Source organism: Robertmurraya sp. FSL W8-0741 (genome assembly GCF_038004005.1).
Lineage (GTDB): Bacteria > Bacillota > Bacilli > Bacillales > Cytobacillaceae > Robertmurraya > Robertmurraya siralis.
Genome location: NZ_JBBOQG010000001.1, coordinates 2,842,292 through 2,864,647, shown reverse-complemented (window position 1 = coordinate 2,864,647; position 22,356 = coordinate 2,842,292). Strand labels below are relative to the sequence as shown.

General features: G+C 37.8%; 25 protein-coding genes, 1 pseudogene and 1 riboswitch. Of the genes and pseudogenes, 20 read left to right on the top strand and 6 right to left on the bottom strand.

Annotated elements, in window-relative coordinates; translation table 11 throughout:
- The first annotated feature begins 7 nt into the window (after window positions 1–7).
- Together NST02_RS13885 and NST02_RS13880 are read left to right on the top strand one after the other, a co-directional pair.
- Entirely contained in the window at window positions 8–373 is a 366-nt protein-coding gene (locus NST02_RS13885) for a VOC family protein (protein ID WP_095314643.1), read from the top strand.
- A gap of 774 nt (window positions 374–1,147) precedes the next feature.
- Window positions 1,148–1,663 carry a YfiT family bacillithiol transferase gene (locus NST02_RS13880; RefSeq protein ID WP_095314644.1) on the top strand — a complete coding sequence of 172 codons (516 nt, stop codon included), beginning with the start codon at window positions 1,148–1,150 and terminating at the stop codon, window positions 1,661–1,663.
- A gap of 19 nt (window positions 1,664–1,682) precedes the next feature.
- Here NST02_RS13880 and NST02_RS13875 read toward each other — a convergent pair whose 3' ends face one another.
- Window positions 1,683–2,333 (bottom strand): HD domain-containing protein, encoded by a 651-nt coding sequence (locus NST02_RS13875; protein WP_095314645.1) that lies wholly within the window; start codon window positions 2,331–2,333, stop codon window positions 1,683–1,685.
- Window positions 2,334–2,432: 99 nt separating this feature from the next.
- Here NST02_RS13875 and NST02_RS13870 point away from each other — a divergent pair, with 99 nt between their 5' ends.
- The gene (locus tag NST02_RS13870) at window positions 2,433–2,801 is read left to right on the top strand and encodes a DnaJ family domain-containing protein (protein ID WP_137744866.1); all 369 of its coding nucleotides are present in this window, start codon (window positions 2,433–2,435) and stop codon (window positions 2,799–2,801) included.
- Window positions 2,802–2,869: 68 nt separating this feature from the next.
- Window positions 2,870–3,400: a CBO0543 family protein gene (locus NST02_RS13865; RefSeq protein ID WP_095314647.1), complete on the top strand. Its 531-nt coding sequence runs from the start codon at window positions 2,870–2,872 to the stop codon at window positions 3,398–3,400.
- 55 nt (window positions 3,401–3,455) lie between these two features.
- Here the strand turns inward: NST02_RS13865 and NST02_RS13860 are convergent, their stop codons facing one another.
- Window positions 3,456–3,701 (bottom strand): hypothetical protein, encoded by a 246-nt coding sequence (locus NST02_RS13860; protein WP_095314648.1) that lies wholly within the window; start codon window positions 3,699–3,701, stop codon window positions 3,456–3,458.
- 222 nt (window positions 3,702–3,923) lie between these two features.
- On the opposite strand from NST02_RS13860, the gene NST02_RS13855 reads away from it, so the two are divergent.
- The 3 genes from NST02_RS13855 (at window position 3,924) to NST02_RS13845 (ending at window position 5,797) form a co-directional block, all read left to right on the top strand.
- Window positions 3,924–4,091 (top strand): aspartyl-phosphate phosphatase Spo0E family protein, encoded by a 168-nt coding sequence (locus tag NST02_RS13855; RefSeq protein WP_235879581.1) that lies wholly within the window; start codon window positions 3,924–3,926, stop codon window positions 4,089–4,091.
- 406 nt (window positions 4,092–4,497) lie between these two features.
- Complete coding sequence (locus NST02_RS13850; protein ID WP_340949156.1) at window positions 4,498–5,025, top strand: protoglobin domain-containing protein; 528 nt, start codon at window positions 4,498–4,500, stop codon at window positions 5,023–5,025.
- Window positions 4,949–5,797, top strand: coding sequence for a methyl-accepting chemotaxis protein (locus NST02_RS13845; RefSeq protein WP_340949155.1), 849 nt, complete (start codon window positions 4,949–4,951; stop codon window positions 5,795–5,797). The genes NST02_RS13850 and NST02_RS13845 overlap by 77 nt, the downstream gene beginning before the upstream one ends.
- Before the next feature lie 223 nt (window positions 5,798–6,020).
- On the opposite strand, the pseudogene NST02_RS13840 reads toward NST02_RS13845, so the two are convergent.
- Window positions 6,021–6,301: pseudogene (locus tag NST02_RS13840) on the bottom strand (transposase); the annotation flags it as partial.
- Between the two features lie 598 nt (window positions 6,302–6,899).
- Between NST02_RS13840 and NST02_RS13835 the strand changes: the two are divergent.
- A complete protein-coding gene (locus NST02_RS13835) occupies window positions 6,900–8,123 on the top strand; it encodes an MFS transporter (protein WP_095314674.1) in 1,224 nt (407 codons plus the stop codon).
- 96 nt (window positions 8,124–8,219) lie between these two features.
- Window positions 8,220–9,383: a cysteine desulfurase family protein gene (locus NST02_RS13830; RefSeq protein ID WP_340949154.1), complete on the top strand. Its 1,164-nt coding sequence runs from the start codon at window positions 8,220–8,222 to the stop codon at window positions 9,381–9,383.
- A gap of 127 nt (window positions 9,384–9,510) precedes the next feature.
- Here NST02_RS13830 and NST02_RS13825 read toward each other — a convergent pair whose 3' ends face one another.
- Window positions 9,511–9,732: a hypothetical protein gene (locus NST02_RS13825; RefSeq protein WP_137744870.1), complete on the bottom strand. Its 222-nt coding sequence runs from the start codon at window positions 9,730–9,732 to the stop codon at window positions 9,511–9,513.
- Between the two features lie 153 nt (window positions 9,733–9,885).
- Here NST02_RS13825 and NST02_RS13820 point away from each other — a divergent pair, with 153 nt between their 5' ends.
- Genes NST02_RS13820 through fdhD form a run of 6 tightly spaced genes read left to right on the top strand, consistent with a single transcriptional unit; the run spans window position 9,886 to window position 15,421 of the window.
- A complete protein-coding gene (locus NST02_RS13820) occupies window positions 9,886–10,719 on the top strand; it encodes a formate/nitrite transporter family protein (protein WP_137744871.1) in 834 nt (277 codons plus the stop codon).
- A gap of 3 nt (window positions 10,720–10,722) precedes the next feature.
- On the top strand, window positions 10,723–13,698 hold the full coding sequence (fdhF, locus tag NST02_RS13815) for a formate dehydrogenase subunit alpha (RefSeq protein WP_340949152.1): 2,976 nt from the start codon (window positions 10,723–10,725) through the stop codon (window positions 13,696–13,698).
- Complete coding sequence (locus tag NST02_RS13810) at window positions 13,673–14,170, top strand: DUF1641 domain-containing protein (protein WP_137744873.1); 498 nt, start codon at window positions 13,673–13,675, stop codon at window positions 14,168–14,170. The genes fdhF and NST02_RS13810 overlap by 26 nt, the downstream gene beginning before the upstream one ends.
- Before the next feature lie 14 nt (window positions 14,171–14,184).
- Window positions 14,185–14,394 (top strand): heavy-metal-associated domain-containing protein, encoded by a 210-nt coding sequence (locus tag NST02_RS13805; RefSeq protein WP_095314657.1) that lies wholly within the window; start codon window positions 14,185–14,187, stop codon window positions 14,392–14,394.
- A gap of 18 nt (window positions 14,395–14,412) precedes the next feature.
- Entirely contained in the window at window positions 14,413–14,556 is a 144-nt protein-coding gene (locus NST02_RS13800) for a hypothetical protein (RefSeq protein ID WP_170211403.1), read from the top strand.
- Between the two features lie 25 nt (window positions 14,557–14,581).
- Window positions 14,582–15,421 carry a formate dehydrogenase accessory sulfurtransferase FdhD gene (gene fdhD / locus NST02_RS13795; protein WP_095314658.1) on the top strand — a complete coding sequence of 280 codons (840 nt, stop codon included), beginning with the start codon at window positions 14,582–14,584 and terminating at the stop codon, window positions 15,419–15,421.
- 15 nt (window positions 15,422–15,436) lie between these two features.
- On the opposite strand, the gene NST02_RS13790 is transcribed toward fdhD, so the two are convergent.
- Window positions 15,437–16,468 (bottom strand): M14 family metallopeptidase, encoded by a 1,032-nt coding sequence (locus NST02_RS13790; RefSeq protein WP_137744874.1) that lies wholly within the window; start codon window positions 16,466–16,468, stop codon window positions 15,437–15,439.
- 164 nt (window positions 16,469–16,632) lie between these two features.
- Window positions 16,633–16,736: riboswitch (SAM riboswitch) on the top strand.
- Window positions 16,737–16,803: 67 nt separating this feature from the next.
- Between NST02_RS13790 and NST02_RS13785 the strand changes: the two genes are divergently transcribed.
- The 4 genes from NST02_RS13785 to NST02_RS13770 all read left to right on the top strand — a co-directional run bounded on the left by NST02_RS13785 (window position 16,804) and on the right by NST02_RS13770 (window position 20,080).
- The gene (locus NST02_RS13785) at window positions 16,804–17,127 is read left to right on the top strand and encodes a hypothetical protein (RefSeq protein WP_095314660.1); all 324 of its coding nucleotides are present in this window, start codon (window positions 16,804–16,806) and stop codon (window positions 17,125–17,127) included.
- Window positions 17,128–17,708: 581 nt separating this feature from the next.
- Window positions 17,709–17,903, top strand: a complete 195-nt coding sequence (locus tag NST02_RS13780; protein WP_095314661.1) for a hypothetical protein — start codon at window positions 17,709–17,711, stop codon at window positions 17,901–17,903.
- A 355-nt stretch (window positions 17,904–18,258) separates the two neighbouring features.
- Window positions 18,259–19,080 (top strand): MBL fold metallo-hydrolase, encoded by an 822-nt coding sequence (locus tag NST02_RS13775; RefSeq protein WP_235879583.1) that lies wholly within the window; start codon window positions 18,259–18,261, stop codon window positions 19,078–19,080.
- Window positions 19,081–19,105: 25 nt separating this feature from the next.
- On the top strand, window positions 19,106–20,080 hold the full coding sequence (locus tag NST02_RS13770) for an NAD(P)H-dependent flavin oxidoreductase (protein WP_137744875.1): 975 nt from the start codon (window positions 19,106–19,108) through the stop codon (window positions 20,078–20,080).
- A gap of 92 nt (window positions 20,081–20,172) precedes the next feature.
- Here NST02_RS13770 and NST02_RS13765 read toward each other — a convergent pair whose 3' ends face one another.
- Window positions 20,173–20,376 carry a DUF3896 family protein gene (locus NST02_RS13765; RefSeq protein ID WP_170211319.1) on the bottom strand — a complete coding sequence of 68 codons (204 nt, stop codon included), beginning with the start codon at window positions 20,374–20,376 and terminating at the stop codon, window positions 20,173–20,175.
- 744 nt (window positions 20,377–21,120) lie between these two features.
- Here NST02_RS13765 and NST02_RS13760 point away from each other — a divergent pair.
- Window positions 21,121–22,353: a saccharopine dehydrogenase family protein gene (locus NST02_RS13760; RefSeq protein ID WP_137744032.1), complete on the top strand. Its 1,233-nt coding sequence runs from the start codon at window positions 21,121–21,123 to the stop codon at window positions 22,351–22,353.
- The last annotated feature ends 3 nt before the right edge of the window (window positions 22,354–22,356 follow it).

Sequence of the window (22,356 nt, the reverse complement as noted above, 5' to 3'; positions counted from 1 at the left end):
AGTGGTTATGAAAAGTCCAATAAAAAATAAAATTAATTTAGTATTTATTCCAGTATCCGATGTAAAACGAGCAAAAGAATGGTACAGCAAGATCTTAGCAATTGAAGAGGGTGATGACTTTTTTGAGCATTTGTTTGTTGCCAAAATGGACGGAGCTGGGTTAATTCTTGACACGATGCCAATGTGGCGCAGTGAAGATGGACAAATTCCGAGATTAAATGCGCCAGTGATCCAATTTGCTACTGATGATATTGCTGCAGCGTACGAATTTATGAAAGCGAATGGTGTTGAGCTTGTAACAGACATCCAGCATAGTCAGTTTTTTGTTTTCAAAGATCCAGATGGAAATATGCTCATGGTGTGTGGAAAGTGAAGAACTTAGCCTAACCTTACATTTTGATAAAAGACAATGCATTATTTTTTTGGCATAGAGCTAAGTGCTGGGATGCCAGATGCTGTGAAGTTGATTCTCTATAATAAGAATGGTAGTAAGGGAGGGCGAGTCGTTAGATGGTTTGAAGTAATGGCTAAAAGAAATGGCTGATCGGATAAATTCCTGTACAGTGTTTTGGCGTAATTTCAGTGATTTACTCACCGTGCTCTTAAAAAAGAGCTTTAAGGCTCTTTTTTATTGTCAAGGAAGTTATAAAATGTAAACATTGTGTATAACTCTAAATCAAATTGTCTTCGTCTAGATCCGGCACTTGCCAACATAGCTCTTAAAGCTTTTTATGAATAATACAAGATCTTCTGTTCATAAGGATTATTAAGGCGGGTTCGGCGCCCAATATGAAAAAATAAGCTTCGGTAGGGGGCTTGAGTGTCTATTGAGAAGAAACAGAAATATGCCCATCGTGCTGCTCTTTGGTCTTTTCTTAGTTTTATTTTTAGTCATATTGGCGATTAAACATATAAAAGTTTATATCGTCTTTAGTTCAGGTCTAGGGCCGTTTTTCCTAGTTGCTTTAATAATCTTATTAATGATAGTTGTCTTTCTGAAGGGACTGTAGTTGACGATAGAAAAAGTATTGTTTAGCTTTTGGATACATTACTGTTAAAATCAGCACCGACTTAGAAACAATAGCCTATGTCTTAAAAATGGTTAAAGAGTGCGTATATCGGAATTTATAGGGGAGGAGAGGTTTGAATGGACGAAAAATTTCCAATTGGAGAATTTAATCTTAATCAAGAAATAACTGAACAACAAATTGTTAATTGGATTAATGATATAGAAATGCTGCCGCATCTTTTACGAAAAATAGCTGAAAATGCAACGGAAGATGAGCTTAATACCTCATATCGGAAAGGAGGTTGGACAGTCAGGCAAGTTTTCCATCATCTTGCAGATAGTCATATGAATGCTTATATTCGTTTTAAATTAGCGCTTACTGAAGATAAGCCGACGATCAAGCCATATGAGCAAGATAAATGGGCAAAATTAGCTGACAGCAAAGAACCTGTCCATGTTTCTTTAAACCTGCTGGAATCACTTCATCATAGAATGGTCATATTACTCCGTAGTCTCACTATGGAAGACATTCAACAAGTGTTTATCCACCCTGAATTAGGTGAGGTGACAATCGGGCAAAATATCGCTCTGTACTCATGGCATGGAAGACATCATCTTGCCCACATTTCATCTGTTTGTACACGAACAGTTTAATGAGGACTAACGTTTCCTGCTACTGATAACTGTTCTTCCATTCATTGAAGAAGTCTCGCAAATAGCGTTCCATAACCTGGTGTCTTTCTTCAGCAAGTTGTTTCCCGTAGTTTGTATTCATCGTTTCCTTTAGTTTCAATAGCTTTTCATAAAAATGATTGATTGCAGTAGACTTCCCATTTCTATATTGTTTTTTTGTCATTGTTTCTCGCGGTTTGAGTTCTGGATCATGAATAAGTTCTCCTTTTGAGCCTGCATAGGCAAAGGTTCTTGCGATTCCAATCGCCCCGATAGCGTCTAAACGATCGGCGTCCTGAACCACTTTTCCTTCAAGGGTTGTCATTTTCGGTTGATTTCCACCTTTAAAAGACATCGTAGAAATAATAGAAATTACATGTTGTGTTGTAATCCTGTCCACTCCGACAGAATTTATCCAGTGCTCGACCTTTTGCAGACCTTCTGCTTCACTGCTGTTTAATTTTTCATCAGCAATATCGTGGAGAAGGGCAGCGAGTTCGCATATATATAGGTCTGCCTTTTCCTCAAAGGCTATGGTTTTAGCAAGGTTAGTTACTCGGACGATGTGATACCAGTCATGTCCGCTCCCATCATTATGAAGCTCGCTGTATACATATTCTTTTGTCCGCTCGATGATTTTTTCTTTATCCAAATGGTTCACCTACTAAATAAGTATGCTTTCCACAAAAGCATAACATGCTATTCTCATTAATGCTATCAAACTTTTTATCCTAAACAAAGGAGGAGCAAAATGGAAAAGAAGTACAATGATTTGATTGGTGAAATACTGGAGCGTTCAGGTGAGAAAGATCGCTACCAGGAGAAGTGGAGAGGAAAACCACTTCCAAAAGACTATTTAAAAATGGATACTTTTCAACATTTTCAAAAAATAGCAAAGGACGCAGGTTATTTACCACCGTGGCTTAAGCTGCAAAAAGAAATTTCCGCTCTTGTTCAGTCTTGTAAAAATGCCGATGAAATAAAGACAATTAATAAAAAAATCAAGGCATATAATAAAATTTGTCCACTGCCTTTGCAAAAACCGATGATCCGATACGAACAGATTGAAGAGGCAAAAAAAATATGGTATTTTCTACCCTTTTTAAGGTCTTTCCAATAGGAAATATTTACAATTCTAATCACATGTTATAAAATGGAAATAACAAATATTGGATTAGGAGTAAATATATGAGTAGTCTTATCTATACTTTCCTATGGCTGTTAGCTTCATGGAAGTGGGGAGACTGGAAAAATTGGGAGAAATATTATTCGACTATTCTCTTTTTCATAATGGGAGATTTTATTTACTTGTACCTATTATCAGATTTCTACCCAATGTGGAAATACACTCCCCAACAATTTGATAGCAGCATCGGTTTTACAAACACACATATCTCTTTATTGATTATGTACATAAAGTACCCAGCAACAGTACTTATATATTTGGCTAAATTCCCACAACAAAACAGAGTGAAACAGTTTTTTTACTTTATGGGTTGGGTGCTCTTTTATTCAATTAATGAGGTCGTCGATATCCAATTAAAATTTTTAAAACATTTCAACGGCTGGAATATATGGTGGTCTGTTTTATTTAATTTTGTAATGTTTTTAGTACTTTTGATTCATTATAAAAAGCCACCTGTTGCATGGCTTATTTCTTTTTGTTTTATTCTAATTTTGTGGAATTTCTTCGAGGTTCCTGCAACCGTATTTCGTTAATTTCGGATATTTGGATGACTCGCCAACTTCTATTTGCGGACGAGCCATCCAACTTCTATCCATTGCCAATACCCTCAAGAAAACTTTTCCTTACGATTTTAAATGTAGCAAAGTGATATAAAAATTCATGAACAAATATGCTGGATTCGTCTCTATAATCAAAGGATAATAAAAAATCTTCTAGTATTTCTTCCTCTACCTCATCTCCAAAGCCCTGTATCCATAGTTTATAGGCAAAAGATTCACCTATATGGCCAAGGGCACAACGCTCAAATACGGTTTGTATGTCATCCTTGTTCATTTGCTCATCCCTTTCAATTTTTTATTTTTCCCTTAGTGATACAACGCTATGCGAAATAGGAAGAGGAAACGAGTAAAATGCGAAGAGTTTTCGCTAATTGTGAATTCGACATCATATTTTAAAAAAAATTATACTGTTACATAATTTGACAAGAGAATTCCATTATTATGAAAATAGGGTATAATTTCGATTGTGTTTACTGTTGTTTGGGAGGCTAATGCGGTGAAACTTGAAAGAGAGAATGAGAATTTATTTAAAAATATTGAAATGTTAAGAGAACAAATGATGATATCAGGACACCGTAACGGTTTATTAAATTCAGAAACGATCAAGTATAGCCAGCGGTTGGATGAACTAATTTTTAAGCATCAATGTTACAAAAATAAATAATGAAACTGTTTAGAAAAGGTTCTCTATCAGTCAGATTTATTGACATTAGGGAGCTTTTTTCCGTTTTGTGATAAGAGGTTCTTTAAGTTTAGGTTTGTTAAAGAGAATTGTCGGTATAACAACTTTTGGTTCATTGCGGTTTCACACCGTTATTAGTATAACTATCAGGTCTTCTAATTTCATGAATCGATTCGTTTTCTTCTACACGTTTCGTGGAATCAGTGAGAAAATGAGTCAAAAATCAATAACCACATTTAACATATCGTAAATACCATTTACACTTTGTCAAGGGTGAAAATCTAGTTCTTTTGAATCAATTATTGCTGTTATTTGAATTGAAAAGTAGTATGATGAATAGGACAGACAGATAAATATAAAGAGAGAATATATTTGGAGGAGATTGATTTTGTTTAAAAAAAGAAAGGAAAAAGCATTGAGAAAGAATAATTGGAAAAATGAAGAAGTTATTTCTGAGAGGATAATCGTCTCACACCCGATGGTTACTGAAAAAGTAAAAATGCTTAGACTCTCAAAAGAAGATTTATATTTCGTCGCATATGTAAAACCGTTAGTTGAAACGCATATTGATGGTCTTGTCAACGAATTTTATGAAACAATTCTTCAAGTACCTAATTTAAAGAAGATTATCGAACAAAATAGCAGCGTTGAAAGATTAAGGACTACATTGAAAAAACATTTGATAGAGCTTTTTGATGGTACAGTTGATGAAAGATTTATAGAAAATCGTCTTGTTGTTGCGAAGGTTCATTACCGTATTGGCCTTGATCCATCCTGGTATATGGGGGCCTTTCAAAATTTGCAGCATACGTTATTTCATTTAATCAGCGACAACATAATTGAAGAAAAGGAATTTAAAGCGATTTGGGGGGGCTGTTACAAAGCTACTAAGCTTGGAACAACAGCTTGTTCTTGAAGCGTATAATCAAGAGAACGGCGAAAAACTTCAGCAGGTTTTTTTGGAGGGGCAAAAGGATCTCCAGACACGTATTTTAGAAGTCAGCAATGGACTGATTACAGTTTCCGAACAAACAAATGCTTCTGTTGAAACGCTAATTTCAAATAGCCATGATGTCAATCAGATTGTTGAAGATAGCTATAAAAAGGCGAAAATGATACATGATGAAGTAAAGGGTGGACAGACATTACTATCAACATTGTTAAATAGTATGGAGGAAATGGAGATGGACACACATTCAATGAGAGAAACGGTTCTCCATTTAGAAGAATCCTCGAAAAAAATCAGTAAAGTGGTCGATATCGTTCATGCGATCGCTGATCAAACGAATTTGTTAGCATTGAATTCAGCAATAGAGGCAGCTCGTGCTGGGGAACATGGGAAAGGTTTTGCAGTTGTTTCTCAGGAAGTACGAAAGTTGGCAGAGCAAACGAAAAATTCGATTGGTGATATTCAAGATTTAGTTAAAGCTTCGCAAAACTACACAGGTAAGGTGATGGAGATGCTAACAAAAGTGGAAGGAACAGTTCAAAGAGGGTTCGAATCTTCTAAAAATACAACGGAAACCTTTCAATTAATTAGCAATTCAGTTAGGGAAAACGAAAGCAATTTAGCAATGATGGATGAAAGGATGGAGGAACTCGTTCATGTTATGGAAGAAATAGGCCAAGCAACTGAGCATGTTGCCGCCTCAGCAGAACAGCTCAATCGAGTTGCACAACTTCCGTAAAAATAGAGGAGATGTTATTCGGTTAATTTTTTTTGAATGGTTATTAGGCTTTAAAACCAATGAGCATTTAAATAACTTCTAGAGCACTTGTTACGAGCTAAAATTTGCTAGAGTTTATCAATGAGAAGTTTATCGGCTCGAATTCATAGTAGTTTATCATCAAAAAATAAAGCTGTGTCAAAAGGTCTTGAAAGGTGGTGACCCCACAAAGTTAGAGTTTTTATTAAGCAGCTGATTGGCTGGTTTGAGTTCGGTATTGTATTGGACTTAAACCAGCCAATTTTACTTTTATACGCTTATTATTGTAGTAATCTATGTACTCAACAATTTGTTTTTTTAGCTCTTCATAAGATACTAATTCTTCTCCATATACATCTCTTGCTTGAGAAACCCAAAGAAATTTTCCATTGCCGCATTATCCGCACATGTTGCTTTTCGAGACATGCTTTGAAAGATTTTATTTTTCTTTAATGTTTTTACCCAAGTGTTATGTTGATAATGCCAACATCATTCGCTAAATATCGTCCACTTTCGTTCTTCCTCTCAGAAAATGTTGTCTCCATATTTATTTCCATATTCATTATTTATATGTAAATTTTGGTTAAATTCAAGTCAAGTTGTGTTCCCAGGGACAACTATCTTTTATTAAATAAAGGATTTGATGAAGTTTTATCCCAAATCCTTTATGCGTAAATTAGAAAGCTCACCAATTCTCATCACCTTTAATAATCATGAAGCAGCCAGAATATTTGATTGCACTCCTATACTCAACTTATAGCAGCTTGTTGTTAAAAATAATTTCACCGACTTATCTTGTATAAAAACTCGAAGATTTTTAAGTTTTCCCAGGCTTAGTAAAACATCGGTGTTGATTTTTGGCAAACGATAGGAGAGAATAACTCCAACCGGAAATGACATAAGGTCTCTCGATGCCTTTTGTCTACAATTCTGCGCCGTTCAAAATGGGAGATTATTTTTATTGTGGAATTTTGTAGATGAATATACCCTTTCCATTTCAAAGAAATCTGCTATAATTTTCAAGATTGAGTCATTTTTTAATTTGGAGTTAAAGACCCTTGAGGAAAGAAGAGGTTGTGATCGAATGGAAAAATGGAAAAAAGATATAATTTTATTTTTAAGTAGTCAGACGATATCACTTTTTGGCTCTTCGCTCGTTCAATACGCAATTATGTGGTATATCACATTAACGACTGAATCAGGAATGATGATGACTCTCTACATTATTTGCGGTTTTATCCCAACGTTTATATTATCGCCGTTTGCTGGAGTGTGGGCAGACCGCTTTAATCGCAAAATACTGATTATGGCTGCCGATGCATCCATTGCGGTCGCAACCCTTGTGTTGGCGATTGTGTTTTTATTGGGCTATGAAGCGACTTGGCTTCTTTTTGTAATGGCGGCAATTCGTGCGCTCGGAACGGGAGTACAAACTCCAGCGGTTGGTGCGATCTTGCCACAAATCGTTCCAAAGGAACAGCTTACGAAGATTAATGGGATAAACGGAAGTATCCAAGCGATCATTATGTTTGTCTCACCTATTGTCAGTGCAGGATTATTAACATGGACAACTCTTGAAATGATCTTTTTTATTGATGTTATTACAGCAGCAATAGCTATTTTTACGTTGCTTGTATTCTTTAAAATCCCTGTTCATGCAAAGGCAGCATCCAAACAAACAACGAGCTACTTCAGCGACATGAAGGAAGGTCTAGTATATATAAAGCAAACGAATTTTTTAAGGATTTTCTTTTTATTTTTTGCGTTTTTCTTCGTGTTAATGGCACCTGCTGCTTTTTTGACTCCATTGCAAGTGGTGCGTAGTTTTGGTGATGATGTGTGGCGATTAACTGCGATTGAGATTGCCTTTTCTATCGGAATGATGCTTGGTGGAGGAATCATTGCTTCATGGGGAGGCTTTAAAAATAGAGTTTATACAATGACCTTTGCCAGTCTGTTGATGGGCATCTGTACGTTTGCGCTTGGAATCGCCCCCATCTTTTCACTTTATTTACTTTTCATGGCAATTTTCGGTGTGGCGATGCCAATTTTCAACACACCAACTATGGTGTTAATACAAGAAAAGATCGAGGAAGATTATCTTGGAAGGATATTTGGTGTGTTTGGCATGATCTCCACTTCTATGATGCCGATGGGCATGCTCATTTTTGGTCCAATAGCAGATTTAATTGAGATAGAAATCCTTTTAGTCACTACAGGTGCGCTTCTCGTCATATTAGCAATTTTATTAGGAAAAAATAAAACATTAGTGAAAATAGGGAAATCAGGATTGACTGAACCTTTGTGAGACCACAGCTTCCTTTGGGAGCGCAGCGAAATGAAGCAGCTAGCTTCATTTTGCTGCGCTCCTTTTTGTTATAATTACAAAAAGGAGGTTTTCACAATGGAAAAGGTATACTTAGATTTTAATGCAAGCACGCCTTTAGCTCCTGAGGTTATTGAAGTGATGAAGCCACTCTTAACGGATTATTTCGGGAATCCATCTGCTTTACATTGGGCAGGTAAACCGGTGCAGAATTTGCTGCACAATGCAAGAAGGCAAGTGGCAGAGCTAATTGGCGCTAAAGAGAATGAAATTATATTTACCAGTGGTGGAAGTGAAGCAAATAATCTTGCTCTTAAAGGAATATATTTTCAAAATCCTGAGAAGAGAAAACATATTATTACGGCGAGGATTGAACATCCAGCTATCATAAGTCCATGCCGATTTCTTGAGCGTCTTGGGGCTAGAGTGACTTATGTCGGCGTTGATACTAATGGACGAGTCCTGCTTGAGGAAATTGAAAAGGCAATTACAACGGATACGATCTTAATTTCAATTATGCATGCTAATAATGAAACTGGAACATTTCAGCCGATTAAAGAAATTGGTGAAATTGCCTCAAAGCATGGTATTATTTTTCATACTGATGCCTCACAATCGATTGGTAAAGTGAACGTGAACGTAGAAGATTTAAAGGTGGACATGCTAACGATAGCAGGACATAAACTGTATGCGCCGAAAGGCATTGGCGCTCTTTACATAAAAGATGGAATAAAACTGGAACCACTGATTCATGGAGCTGGTCATGAATACGGTTTGCGAGCAGGAACTGAAAATACATTACTTGCTGTTGCATTGGGAAAAGCCTGCGAGTTAGCAAAGAAGCCTAATGTAATGATTAAAGAGTTGACGGATTATTTGTGGCAAAGATTGAAAAATGAATTCGCTGCAAATGTCCAATTAAATGGCCATCCAACAGAACGATTGCCAAATACGTTAAATGTCAGTTTTGTAGGTCTAGTGGGAGCGGAGCTACTAAGGGCAATTCCTTATTTGGCAGCATCAACTGGGTCAGCATGTCATTCTGGTAGTATCGAGCTTTCTCCCGTATTAAAAGAAATGGGCGTAACCGAAAAGGTAGGAATGGGAGCGGTTCGTTTCAGTTTAGGCCGCGGAACAACGAAAGAAGAGATTGATAGAGTGGTGGAGTCGCTCAAAATGGTTGTTAAAAAGGACATGTCATCTTCATTGACATTAACAGAAGAAAACATTAAAGGATTATGATGAAGAGTTGGTGAAATTATAAAAAATTGGCAGTCCATCTAATTCATACGATTATATATAAATTCATGAATGGGAACAAAAGCGCTAGAATCTGCTATGAGCGATTGCTTTTGTTCCTATTTTTAGTTTAGGAAGGCAGCATATAAACTTCATAGGAAGGCAGTTCGCTATGCTGTGTTTTTATTAAGCGTCCTTCTTCAACAAGCTTTTGCACCTCACGTTCGATTTCTATTGGCTTGACCCCAAATAAATCAGCCATTTTTACCGATGAAAAAGAAATGTATTTTGGGCTTTTGGTGGATGAAATAATCATATTTTCAATTCGCTGAAATAATAGTTCTGTATCCATCTTAAAATTAACCTCCTACCATGTAATTTCTTCTGAAATTATCCATTTCCTATTTTGTTCAACATCATGCATTTTTTTCCTCATTTATGAAATTCTAATAACTATATACGAGAATGAATAAAGATTTTCATCTCAAAATAGGAGGCGGTGGAGATGGGTTTTCATCAGCCCCAGCGAATTGCTGAGTTAGCTGTTGAAGCAGGGAATCGAAAGGCGAACCTGCCACTTGTAAACATGCTTGTTTTAGGGTTTCTTGGCGGTGCATTTATTGCGATAGGTTATTTGCTAGATATTCGAGTGGTAGCAGGCTTGCCCCATGAATGGGGAACGTTAAAAAATTTTATAGGTGCGGCCGTTTTCCCAGTCGGTTTGATTTTGTTAATCATCGCAGGAGGAGAGTTGCTAACAGGAAATATGATGGCTGTTTCCATTTCGTGCCTAGCAAAGAAAGTGCGCGTGCAGCAACTGGTTAATAACTGGTTTTGGATCACCATCAGTAATTTTCTGGGCTCAATTTTTATTGCCTTTTTCTTTGGCCATTTAATTGGATTGACTGGGGAAGAACCGTATTTGTCAAGTACAGTTTCCATGGCAGAGTCAAAGATTGAAGCGGGTTTTTGGGCAAGCTTAATCTCTGGCATTGGCTGTAATTGGCTCGTTGGCCTTGCTGTATGGTTATCATATGGGGCAGAGGATATTGCCGGAAAGATATTAGCTATTTGGTTCCCGATTATGGCGTTTGTGGCGATCGGCTTTCAACACGTTGTTGCTAATATGTTTGTCATCCCTGCAGCCATTTTTGCCGGATACTTTAGTTGGACTGATTATATCGGGAATTTTATCCCTGTCTTTATTGGCAATGCGATTGGTGGTGGAATCTTTGTCGGGATGTTGTACTGGATTGCCTACATCGAAGCATTGAAGCCAACGATGGAAAAAGGCAGTAATTTGTTGGAAATTAAAAGCAAGCAAAAACCAAGGAGGTAGACGATGAACAACGGAACATTTTCAATACATATCAATGGGAAGGAGTTTCCTGCGAAGGAAGGACAAACGATCTTAGATATTGCCAAATCACAAGATTATATGATCCCAAGTATTTGCTATCATCCAAATTTAGGCTCTATCCAAACTTGTGATACTTGCTTCGTGAAAGTAAATGGTGAAATGGTTCGTGCTTGTACTCAGAAGGCAGAACCAGAAATGGTTGTCGATAGCCAATCAAGGATCGTAAAAGATGCGCAATACGAAGCGATGAGTCGGATATTAAAGAATCATGAACTATATTGTACGGTTTGCGATAACAATAATGGCAATTGTGTCGTCCATAATACAGCCGAGTACCTTGAAATTGAGCATCAAAAATACGAGTTTAAGCCGAAGCCATATCCACCAGATAATTCACATCCATTTTACCGTTATGAACCCGATCAATGTATTTTATGCGGCCGCTGTGTTGAGGCTTGTCAAGACCTGCAAGTAAACGAAACTTTAACAATTGATTGGAATCGGGAAAATCCTCGTGTGATCTGGGATAACGATGTGCCAATTGATCAATCTTCCTGTGTATCATGTGGCCACTGTGTAACGGTCTGTCCATGCAATGCTTTAATGGAAAAAACGATGTTGGGAGAAGCAGGCTTTTTAACAGCCATTCCACCGAGGATTTTGGAGCCGATGATCGATATGACGAAAGAGGTGGAACCAGGTTATAAAGAAATTTTTGCGATCTCTGAAGTGGAGGCGGCGATGCGCAAATCTCGAATTAAGCGAACAAAGACTGTTTGTACGTACTGTGGTGTAGGATGCAGCTTTGAGGTTTGGACGAAGGATCGGAAAATTTTAAAAATCGAACCTCACGAAGATGCGCCAGTCAATGGAATCTCGACTTGTGTGAAAGGGAAATTTGGGTGGGATTTCGTTAATAGCGAAGAGCGGCTGACAAAACCGTTAATCCGCAAAGGAGAAGAGTTCGTTGAGGCGACATGGGATGAAGCACTTGAACTCATTGCAACGAAATTAAAGGAAATTAAGGGTGAACATGGAGCAGATTCTATTGGATATATCGCTTCATCGAAATGTTCAAACGAAGAAAATTATATTTTCCAAAAATTCGCCCGTTCCATTATGGGAACAAATAATATTGATAATTGCTCGCGCTATTGTCAGTCTCCTGCGACAACAGGCCTTATGCGTACGGTTGGCATTGGTGGAGATTCTGGAACAATTCGAGACATTGAAAAATCGGAACTAATCATCGTCATCGGAGCGAATCCGGCTGAATCACATCCAGTGCTTGCGACCAGAATAAAGAGAGCGCATAAGCTTCACGGTCAAAAAATCATCGTTGCAGATATTCGCAAGCACGAGCTGGCTGAACGGGCAAATTTACATATTCATCCGAAACCGAGCACAGACCTTGTTTGGCTTTCCACAGTCACGAAATATATGATTGAGCAAGGCTGGGAGGATAAAGGATTTTTACATTCACGCGTTAATGATGTTGAAAAATATAAAGCTTCTTTGGAAAAATTCACATTGGAATATGCTGAGGAAACAACAGGCTTGTCTAAGGCAGAAATCATTCAAGTAGCAGAGATGATTCATGAAGCAAAATCAGTTTGTATATTATGGGCAATGGGAATTACTCAGCATTTAGGTGGATCAGATGGAAGTACGGCAATTTCAAATTTATTGCTTGTAACAGGAAACTATGGCCGTGAAGGAACAGGAGCATATCCGTTAAGAGGTCATAACAATGTTCAGGGCGCTTGTGATTTTGGTACAATGCCGGCCTGGTATCCCGGCTATGAACCAGTTCAGGATAAGGATGTCAGAGAACGCTACGAGAAAGCTTGGGGTGTGTCTTTGCCAGAAAAACCGGGGATGAACAATCATCAGATGGTTGAAGGCATTCAGGAAGGAAAAATAAAAGCAATGTACTTATTTGGTGAAGATATGGCAATTGTTGATTCCAATTCCAATCACGTCCAAGATGCATTTGAAAAATTAGCATTTTTTGTTGTCCAAGATATCTTTTTTTCCAAAACAGCACAATTTGCCGATGTTGTACTGCCGGCAGCGCCGAGTCTTGAAAAGGACGGCACCTTTACAAATACGGAGCGAAGAATTCAACGTTTTCATAAAGTTTTCGAGCCACTTGGGGATTCAAAGCCGGATTGGCTTATTTTTCAAGAACTTGCCAATCGTCTCGGAGCCAATTGGAATTATAAGGACCCAGGTGAAATTATGGCAGAAGCTGCATCGCTGGCACCAATCTTTGCTGGAGTGAACTATGAACGGCTAGAGGGATGGAATAGCTTAGTTTGGCCGGTAAAAAAAGATGGAAAAGATACTCCGCTTTTATACGAAGAGCGCTTCTATTTTCCAGACGGGAAGGCAAGATTATATCCTGTTGAGTGGACGCCTCCGTTTAGGGCAGGAGAAGAATATGACCTTCATTTAAATAATGGGCGTCTGCTTGAGCATTTCCATGAAGGAAATATGACGTATCGTTCAGAAGGATTAACCTATAAGGTTCCGAGTCCATGGCTTGATGTGTCAGCAGAGTTGGCTCAGGAAAGGGGACTTGAGGACGGTTCTTTAGTTCGTTTGACTTCTCCATATGGTCAAGTAAAAGTAAGGGTTATGGTGACGGACCGGGTGAAAGGTAATGAAATTTATTTGACAATGAACTCCAGTGAAGATTATGAAGCAGTTAATCGCTTAACGAGTAGCTATCACGATAAAATCACTCATACACCAAACTATAAGGAAATGGGTGTAAAAATGGATGTGTTAGAGGAAAAGGGTGAGCCGCCATTGCCGAAAGTAAATCATCGTTTTGGCAATCGTATTCCTCAACTTAGCGTAAAGGTGGAGGACAAATGGAGCAGGCTTGATTTTACACCAATACCAGAGTTACTGGAGGGAGAGCAGTATGGCGAAAGCGATCAGGCAAATTAACAAAAGCAGTCCAAATCCTGAAGAGGTGCAAAAGGAATCGCTCGCAGATTTACTTCAAGCCATCATTGCAAACCAGGATGCGTTAATGATGTTCCTTGACATTGTTGAGGGCTTGCATGAAATGGGTGTGCTAGAAGCAGCAAAGTCAATGCTGGAACAGCGCGAAGATATTGGAGCGATCGCTATCCAGCAAGCGAATCAGCCGGGTGTTCATAATATCATCAAAAACGGAATGACTGTGATTCAGTTTGCAGGCTCAATTCATCCCGAGCAATTGCAAGCCCTTTTAAATGGGTTAAATCTTGGCTTTGATCGTATGCTCGATGTCGCTCAGACAGGAGAGCAGAAAGGTTTGCTTAAATTGGCTTCAAGTTTAAGAGAGCCAGAAGTGTTGTTGTCGCTCACAACACTTACTGAATTTTTGCATGGAATGGGCGAAGCGTTCAAACGAGAGAATGATAAAGTGAATTAGTGAGGGGGGTTACGATGGAAACAAGCAAAATAAATCTGCAAGGTGTGAGCTCTCAAGTTGATGCAGACAAGGTTCTTCAGGCCTTACATGAGGTATGGGGGGTTCGAAATGCTGAAGTTCGTTTCCACAGTCAGGAAGCGATCATAAGTTTTGACGAGAACGCTGCTTCCTTGCATGATTTTGAACAAGCTATTATTGATTCTGGTTTTGGAGTCTCGAAATGATGAGTGGGAGGATATGAAATGAGAGTATGTGAAGTCTGTGGAATTGAGGAAGAATGGAGCCCTACTGAAAAGGATAGTGACAAAATAGAAATGGGCTATCTGCATGTTTGCGAGGCTTGTCAACAGGATCGAAAATTTCATCTATACGAGCCAATGGAATAAAAGCGATGAACGAAAGGACGATGATATGAAGCCGATCGCAACCATGCGCAGGACGATGCGCTTTCAAAACGGAAGAATAGTTGTTAAAGATGAGGCGGTTGTAACAGAGTACCCTTTAACGATCAAAATAAATGGAAAAGAATGGACTACTTTAGTTTGTTCACCAGAGAACTTGGAGGAATTAACGCTCGGTTTTCTTGCTTCAGAAGGAGTGATCAAAAAAATTGAAGATATTGATGAATTGTGGATTCAAGAAAATGAAGGCTATGCCCATGTTAAAACGAAGCGAATAAACCCCTTTTATGAAAAGCTGCAAAATAAACGCTATATTAATTCTTGCTGTGGGGGGAGCAGGCAGAGCTTCGTCTTTGCACATGATGCGTTAACAAGCAAAAGAATAAACAAATTCCAAGTAAAGTTATCAATTGAAAAAGTGTTTCACCTTATGGCTAAAATGGAGGAAGCTGCGATAGTTTTTCAACAAACAGGGGGAGTACACAATGCGGCACTTTGCGATCAAAACGGAATTATTTTAACGAGAATGGATATTGGCCGCCATAACGCTTTAGATAAAATCTATGGCAATTGCATGAAAAATAAGCTTGAAATTCGAGATAAAATTTTGGTTTTCAGTGGCAGAGTTTCTTCTGAAATTTTAATAAAAGCTGCGAAGATTGGATGTGAAATTATTCTTTCTAAGTCAGCACCGACTGAACTAGCTTTAGAACTAGCGGAGCAGTTAGGCATTACAACGATTGGTTTTATTAGGGGTCAATCTTTGAATGTTTATACATTTCCAGAGAGAGTGCTAATTTCAAACAGTATTGACGAGGAGAATTTTTTTCCAAACAAAAAGAGCATTTAAATGCTCTTTTTGTTGCTATTCTTTGGATTTTTGCAGCGTTTTTTCAGCGAGAAACAGGCCGATTGCTTTATTGTGTTCCCAAATTGACGGGAAGGCAGTAAGCGGTAAGCTGCTGTCTTCGACTAGAGAGCCGATTTCTATTGTAAAAGCGGGCTTTTCAAATTCTTCTATAAACCAATCGGTAAAGCCGCCGCCCTGTTGGTGAAAAGCAGGCTCCTCCAATTCGTAATTTGTCAAATCCGAAACTTTTTCAGCAATTGTATAGTAATCATCGGTAAAATTAGTTGTATGGGTAAGACCCCATTGATGATAGCCCCAAAAAATCACATTTCCAGATGAATGATAAGAAACGGCAATTTCTGGTTTAATGTTACGGGTGAATTCAACAAGCGCCTTTACTTCAACTGCCTCCAAAGGTCTTCTACCCTTGTAAAATTGATAGTTAGGTCTTCTATTAACCCCTTTTAAATTTTCCCAATTAGCAGGGTATTGTCGGTTTAGATCTATTCCGTGAATATTTGCTTTCCAACGAACAAAATGAATTGAGCCTTCATTCATCTCTACGAGACTCCAATGAATATTAGCAGGGAAGGCATGGAGTCCAAATTGTTGCAACGTTACTCCGTCAGGATTCACCATAGGGACAAACCAAATCGATACTTGATTCAAGATATTGGGACTGAAATCATTTATAGCTTGATTATTTTCGTATGCTGTTAAATACGTTTGAAGCATTTTCATTAATAGAGCACTGGTCATCCACTCTCTGGCATGGTGAGCACCATGTATCAAAATGTTTCGTTTGCCATGTCCTAATTTAACTGCCCATACTTTTCTTCCGTAGGTAGTGGTGGCAAGTGCTTTGTAAGTAAGCATGTCTGGGTAGAGCTCCGAAAGCTTATATAAGTCTTCCGTTAAAGCTTCATACGTATAGATCATTTTCGTGTTGATGTCATGGGTGCGACTGAAAGATGGGGTAGCTGGAATAAACAAAATGAGCATAATAACTATCCATTTCAGATTAAGCAGTTTTTTTAATGTATTCATATTCTTTATTTTGCTATAAGGAAGCCATTTTCATGAATTTTTTTCAACAGTAATTTTTGCTTCCGCACTGCGACCAGAATTCATTTCTTGGCAATTGAATATGATTTCAAGCGAAAATAATTGAAATTCATGCATTATTTCGTCTATAATAAAAGCAAATTAAATAGTTATCAAGAGTGACCGAGAGAACTGGCTCTAAGACGTCACAGCAACCTGTATGTATGCAAGGTGCTCCAACCAGCAAAGCAGAAGCTTTGGATGATAAAACGGTAAAAACTCCTTTTGTATCCAATGCAAAAGGAGTTTTTTTGTGACCGTCAAAGGAGATGAATTGTATGAATATTAGTGGGGCTGCAAGAAGTTATATGGCAAAGTATTTTAATGAAGAGGATTTTTTAATACATGTATCGAAAACAATCGAGCGTCAATTGCAGGAATGGGATAATTCTTATAAAGTCATGATCATGAAATTGGAGAATTATCTTTGGACTGCCAGAAATGTTGACAATGATTATGAACTGTTACTTTCAGAACATGAAATTAATGTTCTGCAAAAAAAGGATCCATATGCATTGGATCGAGAAATATGGAATGAACTACAAAAACAGGGGCTCATGATTTTGAATGGCTATGGAAATTATTTAGATCAGATTTTTTGATTTTTTGGACAGAAACACTTTTTACGACTTCTCGCATATAATATCTTCGGTGCGAAATAAGGTTGATCTTCTTTAGGGAGGATTTCATCCTTATTTTGCTTAGCATTGTGTACATTTAACATGAGAAGGGAAGGAACAAGGTCGTGAAAGAAAAGCAAATAATCATGAAGAGAGAGAATAGCAAACATAGTAGTGAATTTAAGGTTGTTAAGGTTGAGATTTCTGCACCAGTAGAATCATTATATGCAGTCTGTACACCTGTTAATCTAAAATAGCAACTAACTTAATGTTCTGTAATTTGACAATTTTTTTATTTTTTGTCGAAATGCTATTATAATATAACTAATATTTTGCGGTAAGTTGGGAGATATTTTATATTTTTCTATATTTATGAAGGTTTGACACAAGATAATATAGTATTTCGAAATTATTTTCAGTTTTTTGACCCGTTAGTTGATTATTTACATGCTAGTTGGGCTGTGTTACTATCAGTGTTGCTTTGATAGTTAGGAAAACGAAATTTTAACAGTTTTTTCTATTGTTAAAGCAAGCATTTAAATTTTCAGCGGGGTGTAGTTTAGATGAAAGTGCAGAATTTAGTTCCGTTTGAAAATACGGAATTACTTAAAGAGATAAGTGTTCTTCGCTCCAAAAAGAACGAACTATATCACAAAAGTGGCCCAAATAGTCCAGTCTATCTTGATCTAGCATTAAAGCTTGACTTTTTAGAGACTCAATACATCGAAGAAAAAATAGATCATCTTATTAAAGATTAGCTATTGCCGTTTTCTGCAGGGCTAATGAAAAAATTTGATTATTCATCCATAAAGTGAGAACGTTCACTATTGGGCAAAATGAGAGGAGCATTATGATAATGCTCTTTTTTTATTGCTGAGAAACTGTTGTTGAATGCTAGTGTATCGCCGTTTAGTGCAAGCCGGTCTTAACCGTTGGTACAGCGATGATCATGAAAGAAAACGATCTTTATTCCTCCTCACATTATCTTCCTTACTATCATCAATCAAGGCATGCGAATTAAATTAAAGTGTTTGAATAAATTGAAAATTTATAATGAATAGTCATTCATTTTGTGTTATCTTACAAGTAGGTGCAGTTGAGGGTGGTGGTTATTTGTTTGTAAAAAAACGGTCCATTAAGGGGGAGAAGGGCAATGTCCGTTATATCGAAGGACTGGTTACTTTTCACAATGTTCATTTGAATGTTTATTGTTTTGAACTGGATGGTGTTCTTATTGATACAGGTGCGCAAGTTTTACTCAATGAATTTACCCCTTTTTTTGCAGAATCTACTCTCGAACAAGTTGTAATCACACATTATCACGAGGACCATACAGGGGGTGCAGCCTATTTACATAGCAAGCTTAAGCTTCCAATCTATCAAAATGAGATGACGATTGAACAATGTGCAAAAAAAGCAGATTACCCTAAGTATCGCAAGTTTTTTTGGGGAACAAGAAAGCCCTATCATGCTCGTCCATTGTCTAAAACCTTCTCATCGCGGACTGCAACTTGGGATGTGATTGCCACGCCTGGTCATTCGAGCGATCATCTGTCTTTTTTAAATCGGGAAACAGGTCAACTATTTTCGGGTGATTTATATGTGACTGCGAAAACAAAACTCGTTTTACGTGAAGAGAATATTCCCCTTATTATTCAATCTATTGAAACGGTATTAACGTATGACTTTGAAGAAATGTTTTGCTGCCATGCAGGTTTCGTCAAAGATGGGCGCAAGGCGCTGACAAAAAAACTTCATTATTTGCAGGAGTTACAGGGAAAAACGTTAGCTTTACGAAAACAAGGGCTAACAGAGTATGAGATACAGGCGGAGCTATTTAGCAAGAAATATCCAATTACCTTTTTTTCATCAGGAGAATGGGATTCCATTCATATCATCCGTTCTATTTTACGAGAAAATGCTTTAGACAAATGAGAGTAAGTGTTATGGAGGGAAAAAAATGTCTAGTATTTCATCAATTCTTCGAAATTTGCGTATTCCGGTTATCGGTTCACCTCTTTTTATTATCAGTAATCCGAAACTTGTAATTGAACAATGTAAGGCGGGAATTGTTGGTGCAATGCCTGCCCTTAATGCACGACCTGCATCTCAATTAGATGAATGGCTCGCAGAAATTACTGAGGAACTGGCCGCTTATAATGCGAAGCATCCAGAGAAGCCTGCAGCTCCGTTTGCGATTAATCAAATTGTGCACAAATCCAACAATCGTCTTGAACAGGACATGGAGCTTTGTGTGAAGTATAAAGTTCCCATCATTATTACATCGCTTGGGGCAAGAGAAGAAGTGAATGTTGCTGCACATAGCTATGGCGGTATCGTTTTTCATGATGTTATTAATAATCGTTTTGCCCGGAAAGCAATTGATAAAGGCGCTGATGGCTTAATTGCAGTAGCAGCAGGTGCTGGCGGCCATGCAGGAAGTAAAAGTCCATTTGCATTAGTACAAGAAATTCGGGAATGGTATGAGGGACCTCTTGCATTAGCCGGTTCAATTGCTAATGGAAGCGCTATCCTCGCTGCTCAAGCGATGGGTGCAGATTTTGCTTATATTGGTTCTCCGTTTATTGCAACAAAAGAAGCGAGGGCAGCGGAAGAATATAAGCAGGCAATTGTTGACTGTAATTCAGATGATATTATTTACAGCAATCTCTTTACAGGAGTTCATGGCAATTATTTGGCTCCTTCGATTCGCGCGGCAGGATTGGACCCAGATGCATTGCCGGAAAGTGATCCCTCTAAAATGAATTTTGCTGGTGATGTGAAGGCGAAGGCATGGAAAGATATTTGGGGAAGCGGCCAAGGGATCGGAGCAGTTAAAGAAATTTCAACCGCTGCTCAATTCGTTGAAAAATTGCATAAAGAGTATGTTATGGCAAAAGAGAAGTTATGGAAGTCAATTCATCATTTTGCGTAATAAAAAGAGAGCTTGCGAGAGCAAGCTCTCAAGTTTAGAGAAGGCACGAAACCTCTTAGGGGGTAATTTATAGTTTTTTTCGGGGTAAGCTATTATTCGTTATCGCTCGCCCCTTCAATGAGGGTTCCTCGTTTATAATGGTTCATTTCAGTCAATTCAATGATATATTCGTAGTTATCAATCGCATTTTGAATTTCAATTTTTTGTTCACTTAGTAAATTTGGATCCTTTAATTTATCCACTAGGTGATGCTTTTTTTCCTCTAATGTTTGTTTGATTTCATGATAGTTCACCATAAACACCCCTTTTAGACTTAGCGATAAGTAAGCGCTTTCTATATCTAGTATATAAAAATATTTCCGAAAGTAATCAGAATAAGTATTAACAATTTGTGAAACATTTCCACTTCGTCTGTATTTAAGGCAATGTTGCGTTATGTTCAGAGCACTGATTGTGTCCTTTGATTAATATATCTTAGTGGGCATAGTAATGGGAGCATAAAGAAGTGGCGCAAGATTAATTTCAACATTTTTTAAATTTTTTCTAGCATTTTTAGATGATTGTTGTTAATATAGTGAATGAATTATTAATGGAAAGCAGATAGTCAATATCAGGGTCTTTCCAAGCAGATAATTTTGACCACTTTTTCTATTTGAAAAAGTTAAGGCATCGGTTCGCCGGGTCAAATGCCGGTTGGCAACTTAGTTGCCTTATTGATTGAGTTAAAAGCTCAAATTTTATAAGTTGGTTACTTTACAACCAGTGTGCGGATGCATATCAACTTGTGAAACGGTCAATAAGAGTGGTAAAAGTAATTATTTGCTATATAGACTCTGAACCTATTGATATATTTAAATATTTAAAAGCTCTCCATTCATGATCAGTTAAATACATACTATTTTCATGTCTTTTATCAGCTTTTTAAATATTTATGTTTATATCTCAAGCAAGTGATACGCAAGCTTTTGCGTTCTTTCACTTGCTTTTTTATTTGTTCTTTGGCCGTGAGCAAAAAATCTTATGGAAAAGGGGAATGAAAAATGGGAAAAGCTCTTATTATTGGTTGTGGTGGAGTGGCATCAGTTGCCATCCATAAATGTGTACAAAACAGTGAGATATTCGAAGAAATCTGTATTGCTAGCCGGACAAAGTCAAAATGCGATGATTTAAAGGCAAAATTAGATGGTGGTAAGACAAAAATTACAACTGCGCAGGTTGATGCCAATAACGTTGAAGAACTCATTGCTTTGATCGAAGAAGTAAAGCCTGACATCGTGATGAACTTAGCATTACCTTACCAGGATTTAACAATTATGGACGCTTGTCTTGCAACAAAAACACATTATTTAGATACGGCAAACTATGAGCCTGAAGATACAGCAAAATTTGAATACAAATGGCAATGGGATTATAAAGAGCGTTTCGAAAAAGCTGGCATCACAGCTTTGCTTGGAAGTGGCTTTGATCCAGGTGTAACAGGTGTGTTCACTGCACATGCCTTAAAGCACCATTTCGATGAAATAGAGTATATTGATATTCTTGACTGCAATGCAGGTGACCACGGATATCCATTTGCAACAAACTTCAACCCTGAAATCAATATTCGTGAGGTTTCAGCCAACGGCAGATATTGGGAAAATGGTGAGTGGATTGAAACAAAGCCGATGGAAATAAAGCGCGTTTATGATTTCCCTGAAATTGGTGAAAAGGATATGTATTTACTTTATCATGAAGAGCTTGAGTCTCTCGCAAAAAATGTCCCAGGACTTAAGCGTATTCGCTTTTTCATGACATTTGGGCAAAGTTATTTGACCCATTTAAAAGCTCTTGAAAATGTCGGTATGACTTCAATTGAACCAATTGAATTCGAGGGAAAGCAAATCATCCCGTTACAATTTTTAAAAGCTGTCCTGCCTGATCCAGCTTCCCTTGGACCTCGTACAAAAGGGAAAACAAATATTGGTTGTATTTTCCGTGGTAAAAAAGATGGCAAAGAGAAAACCTATTATGTTTATAATGTTTGTGATCATGAAGCTTGTTACGCAGAGGTGGGCTCTCAAGCAGTTTCTTACACGACAGGAGTGCCTGCAATGATCGGAGCAATGATGATCATGACTGGAAAATGGAATAAACCTGGTGTTTATAATATTGAGGAATTTGATCCAGATCCATTTATGGAAGCATTAAACAAATGGGGACTTCCATGGCAAGAGGATTTTAACCCAGTGCTTGTTGATACGGATGATACTGCAAAATTACCGGAGCTCGTCTGATAG

Excerpts from the sequence above, each read along its gene's own strand:
- NST02_RS13885 (WP_095314643.1), top strand. The coding sequence starts at position 8 with ATGAAAAGTCCAATAAAAAATAAAATTAATTTAGTATTTATTCCAGTA.
- NST02_RS13880 (WP_095314644.1), top strand. The coding sequence starts at position 1,148 with ATGGACGAAAAATTTCCAATTGGAGAATTTAATCTTAATCAAGAAATA.
- NST02_RS13870 (WP_137744866.1), top strand. The coding sequence starts at position 2,433 with ATGGAAAAGAAGTACAATGATTTGATTGGTGAAATACTGGAGCGTTCA.
- NST02_RS13865 (WP_095314647.1), top strand. The coding sequence starts at position 2,870 with ATGAGTAGTCTTATCTATACTTTCCTATGGCTGTTAGCTTCATGGAAG.
- NST02_RS13860 (WP_095314648.1), bottom strand. The coding sequence starts at position 3,701 with ATGAACAAGGATGACATACAAACCGTATTTGAGCGTTGTGCCCTTGGC.
- NST02_RS13835 (WP_095314674.1), top strand. The coding sequence starts at position 6,900 with ATGGAAAAATGGAAAAAAGATATAATTTTATTTTTAAGTAGTCAGACG.
- NST02_RS13830 (WP_340949154.1), top strand. The coding sequence starts at position 8,220 with ATGGAAAAGGTATACTTAGATTTTAATGCAAGCACGCCTTTAGCTCCT.
- NST02_RS13825 (WP_137744870.1), bottom strand. The coding sequence starts at position 9,732 with ATGGATACAGAACTATTATTTCAGCGAATTGAAAATATGATTATTTCA.
- NST02_RS13820 (WP_137744871.1), top strand. The coding sequence starts at position 9,886 with ATGGGTTTTCATCAGCCCCAGCGAATTGCTGAGTTAGCTGTTGAAGCA.
- fdhF (WP_340949152.1), top strand. The coding sequence starts at position 10,723 with ATGAACAACGGAACATTTTCAATACATATCAATGGGAAGGAGTTTCCT.
- NST02_RS13810 (WP_137744873.1), top strand. The coding sequence starts at position 13,673 with ATGGCGAAAGCGATCAGGCAAATTAACAAAAGCAGTCCAAATCCTGAA.
- NST02_RS13805 (WP_095314657.1), top strand. The coding sequence starts at position 14,185 with ATGGAAACAAGCAAAATAAATCTGCAAGGTGTGAGCTCTCAAGTTGAT.
- NST02_RS13800 (WP_170211403.1), top strand. The coding sequence starts at position 14,413 with ATGAGAGTATGTGAAGTCTGTGGAATTGAGGAAGAATGGAGCCCTACT.
- fdhD (WP_095314658.1), top strand. The coding sequence starts at position 14,582 with ATGAAGCCGATCGCAACCATGCGCAGGACGATGCGCTTTCAAAACGGA.
- NST02_RS13790 (WP_137744874.1), bottom strand. The coding sequence starts at position 16,468 with ATGAATACATTAAAAAAACTGCTTAATCTGAAATGGATAGTTATTATG.
- NST02_RS13785 (WP_095314660.1), top strand. The coding sequence starts at position 16,804 with ATGAATATTAGTGGGGCTGCAAGAAGTTATATGGCAAAGTATTTTAAT.
- NST02_RS13780 (WP_095314661.1), top strand. The coding sequence starts at position 17,709 with ATGAAAGTGCAGAATTTAGTTCCGTTTGAAAATACGGAATTACTTAAA.
- NST02_RS13770 (WP_137744875.1), top strand. The coding sequence starts at position 19,106 with ATGTCTAGTATTTCATCAATTCTTCGAAATTTGCGTATTCCGGTTATC.
- NST02_RS13765 (WP_170211319.1), bottom strand. The coding sequence starts at position 20,376 with ATGGTGAACTATCATGAAATCAAACAAACATTAGAGGAAAAAAAGCAT.
- NST02_RS13760 (WP_137744032.1), top strand. The coding sequence starts at position 21,121 with ATGGGAAAAGCTCTTATTATTGGTTGTGGTGGAGTGGCATCAGTTGCC.